Genomic DNA, 11,770 nt, shown 5'->3' on the forward strand with positions numbered 1-11,770 from the left:
CTTTTGAGGGGATGGTGCGGATTGGCATAAATCGGAGATGTTTTGGTGGAAGCAGCAATGAGGGGGGGGAGGGTCCCTCTTTTTTTGTTATCTAATTAAATTTCGTAAAGTACCTTATTTCTTCTTGATCCGCACAGAATCCAACCGATTCGTATAGAGACAAGGCGGATTTATTTGTAGTTAATACCATAAGATTAGCTTTTTGTAGCTGATTAACTTTGAGATATCTCAGAGCTTGTGTAAGCAAATACTTGGCGATGCCACGGTTCCTCTATGGTTCGCGTACAAAAACATCCTCTATGACACCATGGTCTTCCTGCCATGCCATCAGTTCGCCAACAATGGTATCTGCTTGACGTATGACCATAGCTGTCCATAGTTTTGTTATTCTTGTATTCAGATAACCTATTAAGTCCTAGTGGAGTGTCGGGCCAAATTGCAGCTTCTACCTCAAGGAATCTCTTTCTTCGCTAGATGTCTCCATCTTCCAGTATGAGAATTGAAACTCCTCTTGTAGCTTTAACTCAGGAATTCATTAAAATCTCGATTCATGCGATACAATTTATTCAGATGAAGGTATCCCTTTTGGACAAAATACTGATTGTTTGCTGTTTCTGAAAGTCGTTACCAACACAAAGTATAGTTCCATATTATCTAGGCAAAGTTTCCTTTAATTGATGTGTTCTTATGACAAGATATTGATAGACTTGGGAGAAACTCAACGTCATTTTCTCTTTCGGGAATGGTTTTAATGCGAGTTCCCATTAATAAATGTGCCCCTTGCTAACAGTTGTTTACTCACAGCGAACGCTTCAAGTAACTATTATTACAATTGACATTGGACCATCGTATCAAATATAATTAACAAGTTTAATTATTTTCTACACCATGAATTAATTACCAATACCACAAAAGTGTCCAAATTATTATAAATATGCGATAAACCCGATGCTTAGCCTTCTCTAATACACATAACGTGCCTACTTTCAAAGATAGGTGGGGAAATACGTCTGTTTTTTGACAGAAGAAGATGTTTTCACTTGAACATTTCTTGCCATTACTAAGGAGAAAGGACGTTTCTTGGATTTCCTATATAGTACCGGCTGTAGGGTTGGAGTGGTAGAGAAGACCAACATGGAGGACCTGAACTGGAGAATTGCCCTGCAATTGTAAATGGAAAAAGTGTAAAACAAAGAGAGGTTTATTTCACAACTGAATGTAAAGTGTGGTTGAAGAAATATATTGAGAGCAGGGAAGATGCTTGTAAAGCTTTATTTGTAACAGATATGCTTCCTACATTAAGGTGCTCCTTTATAACATCTCACTCAAGGTATGTTGGGACATGAAAAAGCATTGCGCACTTAAGTCTATGGCAAACTGCTTGGGGAACGCCGGTGAAAACTAATTGAATAACGGTGGACTTAAAGAACTGCGGTTGCTCACTAACAGGCAGGATAGTTTAATTTAAGATCATATGAGGGGAACCGTATCATAAGTAAATGAGGTTTTTTGGAAATAATAAAACAGCACAATACCATTATTAGTGGAAGGTGCTGTTTTTGGTAAACGATATTTATAAATTTGATTGATATTCAGCTTCAAATTCAGCTTTTAATTCGTTTCTTTGATCTAATAGTGCTAACAAATAAGATGACATATTATCTAAATCTTTATATACGTCATTAAAGAACTGCACGAAGTTTTCTAAATCAATAACGATATTGTTGAATTCTGTAATATAAAATTGTGGTTCCAAATCTCTTGTTAAAGAATAACGAGTAAAAGTAATATCATAAACTTTTTTTCCATTATCTTTGACAGTTTCAATTTTTGTATAGAGTTCATCAATATATTTTTCTAATTGGAAAGACCATTGTAATGCTTCAGTTATATTATCAAACTCTACTGTTAGTTTTTTCGTTTCCGCTATTAAATTTTTAAGATTATGCGATGACTCAAAGGTTTCAGTTTTATTTAATAGCTGATTTAGGTTCCAACAGATGACTTTTAAATAAACTTCGATACCATGATTTAAATTAAATAGAATCGGAAAAATTAGCATATCTGCCTTTTTGTCATGATTATCTTTTAAGCAGGTTTCGGCTAATGAAATTGCAGAATTCATAAAACCTTCTGCTATTACATGCATATTATGAATATGATCAAATCGCCTTGTTCTCCAATTCATGTAGGCATTTTTATTGATGTCAGCATTATAGGAAAAAATATCTTTCATCGAGAAAACCTCCTTTTAGTTAAATAAATATTTGCTGCATAAAGGCTTGTTTTTGATTTTGTAATTCTCTCAATTTTTTCTCTTCAATAGAAATTTTTCGATCTTGTAAATCTAAAAATTGAGCAACTTTTTTCTGCTCTTCTATGCTTGGTACATCAAATTTTAAAGTTGAAAAATCTTTGTAACTAATAGCTTTACCATCTCTAATACCGTAAGTAGTTGAGTTTAATCTTGATATAAAATTATCTGTCTTAAAGACTTTTGCAAAGTACAAATTATATACAGAATCATTTTTTTTCCTAAAAACTGTATATGCAGGACTAACTAGGCCTTGTAATGTAGAGATTTCGATTCCTCCTTGGAATGAACGTAAGCTAATGATAAAATCATCTTCCTCTACAAGTTTGTATGATTTTAGGTTGTTATCATTGAATGACATATGTCTTTCTAAGCTATCTCTATAGACCATCCCACTTTCTTGAGTAGCAGAAAGGACAGGGTAATCACCATTATGGTTTTTATTAGAAACTGATTCAAATAATTCATCAGCTTTAATATTAGTTTTCCACTCAGGGAAATTGTCTCCATTTTCATTCTTGAATCGCAATTCCTGACTAAAAACTTTCTGTATATATCCTTTTTTCTGCTCCTTCAGCAAGTCGATTTTTTCTTGATGAAGATGAAGCTTAGTCTCAATTTTTTTTAAGAAAGATGAAATATACTTTTGTGATTCAAGTGTCGGTAATGCAACTTCTATATTGAAAAATTCTTTTTGGCCAAGTGTTTTATTTCGTCCTGCTCCACCAGGAGAAGCTGACTCCAAAAGTGTTTGTCCTTTCTTAGTTAAGAACAATCGAGTAAAATACTCTAAGTCTGCTTTTGAATTATTTACTTTATACATAGGAAATCGATGTGAGGCAATAAGTCCGTCAAGTTCTGAAGTCGTTCTTGCTACAGCTCTTTCCCAAGCAAAAACAATATTTACAATAAAACAATCGGGCTCTATCCAAAATACACGCTTGTTTCCTAATTCTCTACCTGTTACTTCTTCTTTTATAAATATTCCTTTGCCATGTGAACGAATGCCGATTTGCGTGTATTTTTGCTCAGGCACTACTTCAACAATGTTAGCGATTCTTTCAACAATATCTTTTAATTTGTAATGTTTCCATCCATCATTAAATCTCAATTTAGGTGCGTTCATATCTTACACCCCCAACTCTTTAAAGTACTTCTCTAGTTCACGATCCACTTCTACAATTTCTTCATCAATTTCTTTCAAACGTTGTGCTACAGCTTGTAGATCAATTTCGTCCTCTTCTTCGAAGGTATCTACATAGCGAGGAATATTTAGATTGTATTCGTTCCCCTTAATTTCCTCTAGTGTTGCTGCATATGAATATTTGTTGATGGTTTCACGGCTAAGATAAGTAGAGATAATCTTGTCTACATGATCATCAGCTAGAAGGTTTTGATTCTTCCCTTTTTCAAATTCGTTAGATGCATCAATGAAAAGTACGTTATCATCATGCTTACGGCATTTTTTGAATATCAAAATACAAGTAGGAATGCTTGTCCCATAGAAGATATTCGCTGGTAAGCCGATAACAGCATCTAAATAGTTTTTCTCCTCAATCAGATACTTACGAATAGCTTCTTCAGCAGCACCACGGAATAGAACACCATGTGGTAATACGACAGCCATTGCCCCATTATCATCTAATTGATGAATAAAGTGCTGGATGAAGGCAAAGTCTGCTTTTGATTTTGGAGCAAGCTTTGCATAGGCACTAAAACGTTCATCTTCTATGAACTTATCATCTGCACTCCATTTTGCCGAGTATGGAGGATTAGCAACAATCGCTTCAAAGCGTTGGTCGATGTGTTGTGGCTCTTCTAATGTATCTGCATTACGAATATCAAAACGTTGGTATGAAATGTCATGCAGCAACATATTCATTCGAGCCAAGTTGTATGTTGTAGACACTTTTTCTTGTCCATAGTATTTGTGCACTTTCGCTTCTTTCCCTACACGCAGTAGTAATGAACCTGAACCACAAGTGCCGTCATAAACATCACGAATTTCAGTTTTCCCAGCTGTGACGATTTTAGCTAAAATTTTCGATACTTGTTGTGGTGTGTAGAATTCGCCAGCCTTTTTCCCAGCATTTGCTGCGAATTGAGAAATCATATATTCATAAGCATCACCTAAAATATCAATCTCTACATCGTCTTGTAAGAATGGAATGTCTGCAATGTTCACAATTACTTTACTAATTAAATTAGTACGATCCTTTACTGTACGTCCTAAACGTGATGAAGTAAGGTCCATATCGTCAAATAGATTTTGGAAATCATCTTGACTATCTGTTCCAAAAGTAGAGGATTCAATAGCTTTGACACCGTTTTGCAGCATTTCAACATCAAAGTTACCTTTTGCACCTTTTTCGATTTCTTTAAGGAAATGAGAGAATAGGAATTGCGGCTCTACGACATAACCTAATTCATCGATTAAATACTCTGCTAAGTCCTCGCGATATTCTTCGTTTCTCCAAGCATCAGCGAATGAAATGTTATCATCTTTTAGTAATACATTTGCGCGAGTTTCTACTTTTTCCGAAAGGTAACGGTAGAAGATTAACCCTAAAATATAGTCTTTAAATTCGCTGGCATCCATTTGACCTCGTAAGTCATTTGCCATTGCCCATAATTTTTTATGCAGTTCCGCTTGTTGTTGACGTTGTTTTTCACTTGTTGTCATCGTTATTTCCTCCTAAGATGGTGGATTAGTTATTAGAAATACTCTGAATTAGTTTTTGTTGAATATACAGCTGCTGTAATTCACTTTTTTCGGCCATCAATGATTCTTTTCTCTTTTTAAGCTGAGCGATTTTTCCGATAATGATTTGCTGTTGGATAGGGGGTAAGTCAATTTCTAAATCTTTTAAATGGGATAGTTTCAATAATGAAATGACTGTCCCTTCACTTAATACCGCCAGCTGTTTCTGAATGAATGGATGGTCATTAAAGTACCATTCAAAAAAGGCTTGATCTACATCACTTTTTAATTGAATTTTAATAAAGTTGTTGGTTAACAATAACCCACTATATTTCTCCGGTAACAAAGCAACCTTTTGCGTATGCGTATGTAGAACAAGACTATTTGTATCTGTTAAAAGTTGGGGCACCAATTTTTCTTTCGGTACAGAAATCTCCGCATTTTTTTCATTTGAAATTCGATAAGCTAAACCAAGTGTTTCGTTAAATTCTTTTAATGAAAGAAGTTTAACTTTTGACGTTTCAATATCAGAAGATAATGTTTCTAAACGGTTCGTAAATGCACCCTGTGTTAATTCAGAGATTTCATAAAGTTTCATTGTACACCTCCTTGATATTTTTTAATATATCATATTCCATGGAAACTACTATAATTGATATTTTAAAAAATATCAATAGTTTTTTGTGTTTTTTTATGATATTTTTTAAAATATCATAAAAAAGAGCGCCTGATTAGCGCTCTTTAATCAAATGAAACAGAATCTATGTACCGTACTTTTCAGTAAAGTCACGGATAAAGGATGTAATAGCTTTAATTGCTTTGTTCTTTTTTAGGAATGAACCTGATAAAGAATCCATAATCGCATTTTTTTCGATTAAATTGGAATACTCATAAGTTGATACTTGTTCACGTAATACACTATTCTCAATATCTACTTCTTTCGCAAACGTTGAGAGCTCTTGCTCACTCATTTCTTCTTCGTAACGATTGTATGCATCTATAACAGATTCATCAGGTGCTAACGTTGGCGCAACCTTATCTAAGAAACCTTTAATTAATTCAATTTTTAGACGTAACTTCGGATCAGATGCATGGTCTAATTCTTGTTTGATGAAACGAATCTCTTTGTCACGTTCTTTTTCATTTTTTGTGTTAAGGGTCGCAATCAGATTCAAAATGTAGCTGACATTAATCTTGTCTGTATGCATCAGCTCTAACTCAAAGTCAATGTCATGTAAAATCGACTCTTTTGGAACTTCGCTACGTTTAAAATCTTCGTATACCTTGAAGTATTTACTCTTGAAATCTTCATATGATTGCTGTGAAATTGTTAGCTCTGTTTCATCAAACTCAAAATCAGAAAATGACTGTAAACGTTGAAGCAATTTCGTCACATTTTTGAATACAATGATAAATTGACGTTTATCTTCTTCTCTCTCTAGCTCGTCTACTTCTTCTGGGATGACTGTAATTGCTCGTAAATTCTTCACAGCTTCTTTGAACGCTTTTAAATATTCATCGAAGCTACCCATTAGAACGGTATCAACATTGTCAGTTCTAGAGAATAATTTAATTGCATCATCTGTATTATCTTTTAAATTTCGATAGCAAACAATATTTCCGTATGGCTTAGTCGATTTCTCTATACGATTTGTACGGCTGTATGCTTGCAACAAGTCGTGATACACCATGTTCTTATCTACATAGAGTGTATTGAGAGGCTTACTATCGAATCCAGTGAGGAACATTTTTACGACAAGTAAAATATCAACTTGGGCATTTTTTACTTTTTTCGATACATCAGAAAAATAACGATCCCATGTTTCTGTCGAGAAGTCTGTGTCGTACATTTTGTTATAATCTGTAATCATACGGTCTAACGCTTCACGAGAATGTTCACCTGTTCCATCACTGTCCTCATTTTGCCCATATGAATAAATCCCAGCGAGTTTTAGATCGTGATTTTTTGATTTGAAAATATCGTAATACTTAATTAATGTTGGAATGGAATCTACTGCAAACATTGCACAATAACCTTTACTCTTTGAACGTCGTAGATGATTATCAATAATATGGTCAGCTACGAGGTTTAAACGTCGTTCATCATGCCAAACTTCATCTGTATCAATCGCTTGTACTTTTGTATCATCTGTTTCATCAATATGGGCGTTAAATGTACGAATATATTCGACTGAGAAACCTAATACGTTACCATCACGAATCGCATCTTTAATGAGGTAATGATGCAGGCACTTCTCAAAAAGATCAGCAGTTGTACGTCCATCTTGGCTCTTGTTCTCGACAAAGCGTGGCGTTCCTGTAAAGCCGAAGTACTGTGCATTTTGGAAATGCTGATCGATTTCTTTTCGCATATCACCAAATTGGCTGCGATGACATTCATCAATGATGAATACAACATGCTCTTGTTTATATGGCTCCATGACGTTTGCATATTTTGGATTCTTAACAGCATTATTCATTTTTTGAATCGTTGTCACAATGAATCGCTTCATTGGATTTTGTATTTGCTCTATAAGGATTTCGGTTTTGTCTGTACGGTCAACCGCACCTTTTTGGAACTTGTTGAACTCTGCAATCGTTTGGCTGTCTAGGTCTTGGCGATCGACAAGGAAGAATACCTTTTTGATGTTTTCCTCATCGGCTAAAATTTGCCCTGCTTTAAAAGAGGTTAGGGTTTTACCAGAACCGGTTGTATGCCAAATGTAGCCGTTATTATTTGTTTCCGTTGCACGTTGTACCAATGCTTCTACTGCATACACTTGGTAAGGACGCATGACCATTAATGCTTTGTCTGTATCATTAATGACCATATAGCGGCTAATCATTTTTGCTAAATGGCATGGTTTTAGGAATGCGCTCGCAAAATCTTGTAAGTTCGTAATGAGTTCATTGTTTTCATTTGTCCAAAAGAACGTAAAGCCAAACTGAATGTCATAGTCTGAGTTGGAGAAGTACTTCGTATCTATTCCGTTACTCACGACAAAGATTTGTAAGAATCTATACAGACCAGTAAACGTATGACGACGATAACGTTGAATTTGATTGAATGCTTCTTTAAAATCTAAGCCACGACGTTTCAGTTCAATTTGTACAAGTGGCAAACCATTAATAAGTATGGTTACATCATAACGATTTGTGTAGGTTCCTTTTACTGTTGTTTGCGTTGTTACTTGGAATAAGTTCTTGCACCAGTCTTTTGTATTCATGAGTTCTACATATAGCTGTGTACCATCTTCACGTTCGATTAATAACTTATCGCGCAAAATCTTCGCTGAATCATATATGCTTTTTCCTTCAATCAGCGTTAAAATACGGTTGAATTCAATATCAGTTAATGGTTGCCCATCTAGTTTATGTTCGTTAAATTGATTTAGTTGATTTTTAAAGTTTATAAGGAGTGCATCATAATCTGCAATCTTTACGGGGTTATAGCCTTGATTAACGAGCTGTGTATGTAAACTTTTTTCGAGTTGTGCTTCTGGTTGGTAACCCATTATTGAAATCTCCTTTGATGCTGGTTTTCTTTATTATACTGAAAATAAGCACAATAGGGCTTCATGAATATGAATATATAATAAATACTTTTAAATAATGGTTTAAAGTGAAGAAAAAATATATTATTTATTTGAATAGGGGCTCCAGTAGAAGGGTTCGAGAATCTGTAGAAGATGATCGAACCTTTTTGCTTTAATCTCGATACGATTAACCATACAATGAATTACATTTTACGGTAAGATAGTGGTGGTAGTTTATTCTCGCCGAAAATGACGGAAGGGGTGACGTGTTTTGAATAGAACGGAAGATCAAAATTATATGTTTATGAAAGGGGGCTTGCCTTTTAGCGGAGGTCAGTCCTCTCATAAATAATGGGAGGAACGAACAAAATGACGAAGTTAAGTATCATGGTTAAAGGGTTGACTTCCGATTCCGTAGCTAGGAGTCTTATTCAAAACTGGGAACAGGACGAAGGTACATTAAAGTTCTGACGGGCCAGTTCAAAACCTCGTGTGTGTCTTCGAGAAAAACCAGGAGAAATATTTTTTGCGATTCAGCTTTGAACAGGAGACTTCGATGGAACAAATTGAATGGCTTCAATCCTTGCAGTAATAATGGATTAAATCAATTATGACTTTTTAATTGGACAACATATTTTATGAAGGGAATAACCGAACTTCAACATTTGTGATCTTCAGCAGCTCTCTATAGATTTTTGGTTAATTGAAATTCAGATAACTGGAGGTAAGAATTTTACCTGTTATTTCACGCATTTAGATCAGCCAGAATTTAAGTGTGGCTAGTCCACTCTCTGTTATTAATGAAACGTAGAAAATAAACGATCGATAGTGATCGATCCAATAAAGAAGTAAGCACATAATTACTGGTCTCTGTGTTGATAACCAAAAGCTTAGGTTTGTACTTGTTCAAAGATTCCTACTCATGATTAATGAACGCTCAGCTTAAGGAGTTTAATGGGATCTTTAATCTTATTTGATGAGCCTCTCTTGAATTTTTTTCACAGCGGGTATATCAGCAGGTGACCAATCCAGAGACATCAGTTCATCCGGTGACAGCCAGGATATCGCCACATGTTCAGTCAATGTAGGCTTTTATCAGATGACAATAGAAAGTAGTAAGATGGACAAAGCCAAAATCATATTCATAAACGGTGGTTTCGATCCCTTCTCCAATCTTAATGGTGCGCAATCCATTTCTTCGTTGATCTTACGTTTTATGCTGCCTGAGGTGTTTCGACTTCTTCAATTTTTTCACCTGGATTCCCATCTATATACTAATGTTTTCGTAGCTCCGCGCTGTGTATACAGAATTTTTACATCTTCGATGATTACAGCTCCAACGACGTGAATATGTTTTTTCATTTAAGTTACCTCTGGTCATGCAGCCTGATATTTATAGTGAATCCTGTAATTAATATTATTTCTATTAATGTTTCTCGAAATTGAGTCAATGATAGGGTATTGGTTCTTTTAAAAAGTGAGGGGATGGAAGTTATTATATAAGGTCCGATTGATGCAGATTCCAACTTCAATGGCAATAAGAAAAATACAGGGATATCATCAGCAAGCATGTTTAGGCGCAGGATACACAAGTTGATTCTGATGTATATACGCTTAACAACGACCAGTAATAAGATGAGGTGGCTTTCATGAAGAAGATAGAGACCTGGAAATACAGAATAATGGCGTTTAAACTTGGAGACAAATTTAATCATGATAGAGGGTCTGCCGTTTCAGCAAATCGAAGGCCAGTATGATTCATGATATTCTTGCCGAACGAAACATCAATGTCTGGTTTGTGATGGAAGGGGATGTAGACCATCGCCTCCATCTAGGCGGGGACTTTAATCAGGCCGACAAGCCATTGTGGTCTTGAGCATTGGCAAGGAAGCCATGTTGGTGACTTGCCAAATTTGGATGCAAGAGCAGAGGAATCATGGAAGTGGAGATGCTCATTTAGATGGAATACTTGAAATGGATCGGTCTAATTCGGTGATGGGACGATCGCTGATCATTCATGGCGGCAAAGATGAAGGCGTAAACGATTCAGCGGGAAATTCCGGCAAGCTGCCGGTACATGCGGTTTGCGATATGAATGCCAGCGATAAACGCATCTTTATATGGAAATGCGTTTTTTGTGTGGTTGAGCAACGGACTCCAAAGACATGGAAGGACCCGGTGGTCATACCATGGAGTCATGGAAGTAGCTCCAGCTGGAACACGGAAGATGTATTTCTTTTCCGTTATTTGGTCCGACCTAATATAGCAAATCAAGTTATGAGGGTTATACTGGTTTATTGTTAGAGTTGTACTAATCTTCTATCCCATTTTTTAATGATATTATCCATTTATTTATTATAAGACATTTATAGAGGACGACTCTAGGGTATTCAAAGCCGATCGTGCGGAGCATGTGTGTATTGCACTACGATGGCATTCGAAATGAATAGTATATCGAGATGCGGTCGGATCGATCGCGGAACCAAGGGTAGTGCCACGGATGCCTTATGGAAAACAATCCTAGAGTAGGATCGATTTCTCCGATAAGGATTCGAAACGGCTTTGGTAGTACAATGAGAGTAGAATAGGGAAGTTATCCAGTCATTTCCTTCTATTAATCGTGACTTAAGCCGGTGCATATGTAATCAGTGAATTATTGGTATGGGAATCATGAGATTCAGATTATATACCTAATGAAACTAAGTATGGAATGCTACAAGAACGCGCTTGCTTTTTGTTATGGGTTAGCTAAATCCTAATATCTTCATATACAAAAGAACTATTCATTAAGAAGGTAATATTATAGGTTTTCCAATTCCAGAAAAAAATATTTTCATAGAAGCTATAACTTACTTTTAATCTATTAAAGTTTAAAGATTGGGAAAATTCTTTTCGAATCAGATCTGAACGTGAATTCTCCAGCCATTTATTCCAATGGGAGGGAAGAAGATAAGAGTGTAAATAAAGTGATTGTAAGAATGAGTCAGGAAGCATTGAATTATAATCCATTCGTTGATATGAGTATATTTCGCCTTTTTTGCTTGATGCAATCATTAAAGCATGGTCAAAATAAAAACAGAACGCAACTAACCCGTTGGAGATCTCCGTTTTATAACTTTTATTGAACTGTTGGACTAATAAATGGCTGATGTGCTCTTTAATGAATGAATCTGGTTTGGAATTAAAGATTTGTTCGCTTACCGTCAGTTCTGGCATGTT

8 protein-coding genes and 1 pseudogene are annotated in these 11,770 nt (G+C 35.5%); 1 reads left to right on the forward strand and 8 read right to left on the reverse strand.

The features are described 5' to 3' along the window. Positions 1–91: 91 nt before the first annotated feature. The 7 genes and pseudogenes from MNQ98_RS04810 to MNQ98_RS04840 all read right to left on the reverse strand — a co-directional run bounded on the left by MNQ98_RS04810 (position 92) and on the right by MNQ98_RS04840 (position 9,913). The gene (locus tag MNQ98_RS04810; RefSeq protein WP_241932156.1) at positions 92–247 is read right to left on the reverse strand and encodes an N-acetyltransferase; all 156 of its coding nucleotides are present in this window, start codon (positions 245–247) and stop codon (positions 92–94) included. Positions 248–1,573: 1,326 nt separating this feature from the next. Beyond that, on the reverse strand, positions 1,574–2,236 hold the full coding sequence (locus MNQ98_RS04815) for a hypothetical protein (protein WP_241932157.1): 663 nt from the start codon (positions 2,234–2,236) through the stop codon (positions 1,574–1,576). 19 nt (positions 2,237–2,255) lie between these two features. Beyond that, the gene (locus MNQ98_RS04820; RefSeq protein WP_241932158.1) at positions 2,256–3,440 is read right to left on the reverse strand and encodes a restriction endonuclease subunit S; all 1,185 of its coding nucleotides are present in this window, start codon (positions 3,438–3,440) and stop codon (positions 2,256–2,258) included. Positions 3,441–3,443: 3 nt separating this feature from the next. Continuing rightward, entirely contained in the window at positions 3,444–4,997 is a 1,554-nt protein-coding gene (locus MNQ98_RS04825; RefSeq protein WP_241932159.1) for a type I restriction-modification system subunit M, read from the reverse strand. A gap of 25 nt (positions 4,998–5,022) precedes the next feature. Next, positions 5,023–5,613: a restriction endonuclease subunit S gene (locus tag MNQ98_RS04830; protein WP_241932160.1), complete on the reverse strand. Its 591-nt coding sequence runs from the start codon at positions 5,611–5,613 to the stop codon at positions 5,023–5,025. Positions 5,614–5,776: 163 nt separating this feature from the next. Next, positions 5,777–8,530, reverse strand: coding sequence for a type I restriction endonuclease subunit R (locus MNQ98_RS04835; protein ID WP_241932161.1), 2,754 nt, complete (start codon positions 8,528–8,530; stop codon positions 5,777–5,779). A gap of 990 nt (positions 8,531–9,520) precedes the next feature. Continuing rightward, positions 9,521–9,913: pseudogene (locus tag MNQ98_RS04840) on the reverse strand ((deoxy)nucleoside triphosphate pyrophosphohydrolase). A gap of 537 nt (positions 9,914–10,450) precedes the next feature. Between MNQ98_RS04840 and MNQ98_RS04845 the strand changes: the two are divergent. Next, positions 10,451–10,855, forward strand: coding sequence for a superoxide dismutase family protein (locus MNQ98_RS04845; RefSeq protein WP_241932162.1), 405 nt, complete (start codon positions 10,451–10,453; stop codon positions 10,853–10,855). A 444-nt stretch (positions 10,856–11,299) separates the two neighbouring features. On the opposite strand, the gene MNQ98_RS04850 is transcribed toward MNQ98_RS04845, so the two are convergent. Next, positions 11,300–11,767 (reverse strand): hypothetical protein, encoded by a 468-nt coding sequence (locus MNQ98_RS04850; protein WP_241932163.1) that lies wholly within the window; start codon positions 11,765–11,767, stop codon positions 11,300–11,302. Positions 11,768–11,770: the final 3 nt, after the last annotated feature.

The sequence above is a fragment of the Paenibacillus sp. N3/727 genome (assembly GCF_022637315.1).
GTDB lineage: Bacteria > Bacillota > Bacilli > Paenibacillales > Paenibacillaceae > Paenibacillus_AQ > Paenibacillus_AQ uliginis.

What these genes read in the sequence shown, in the direction of transcription:
- MNQ98_RS04825 (WP_241932159.1), bottom strand. Translation starts at nt 4,997, where the DNA reads ATGACAACAAGTGAAAAACAACGTCAACAACAAGCGGAACTGCATAAA.
- MNQ98_RS04815 (WP_241932157.1), bottom strand. Translation starts at nt 2,236, where the DNA reads ATGAAAGATATTTTTTCCTATAATGCTGACATCAATAAAAATGCCTAC.
- MNQ98_RS04830 (WP_241932160.1), bottom strand. Translation starts at nt 5,613, where the DNA reads ATGAAACTTTATGAAATCTCTGAATTAACACAGGGTGCATTTACGAAC.
- MNQ98_RS04850 (WP_241932163.1), bottom strand. Translation starts at nt 11,767, where the DNA reads ATGCCAGAACTGACGGTAAGCGAACAAATCTTTAATTCCAAACCAGAT.
- MNQ98_RS04835 (WP_241932161.1), bottom strand. Translation starts at nt 8,530, where the DNA reads ATGGGTTACCAACCAGAAGCACAACTCGAAAAAAGTTTACATACACAG.
- MNQ98_RS04820 (WP_241932158.1), bottom strand. Translation starts at nt 3,440, where the DNA reads ATGAACGCACCTAAATTGAGATTTAATGATGGATGGAAACATTACAAA.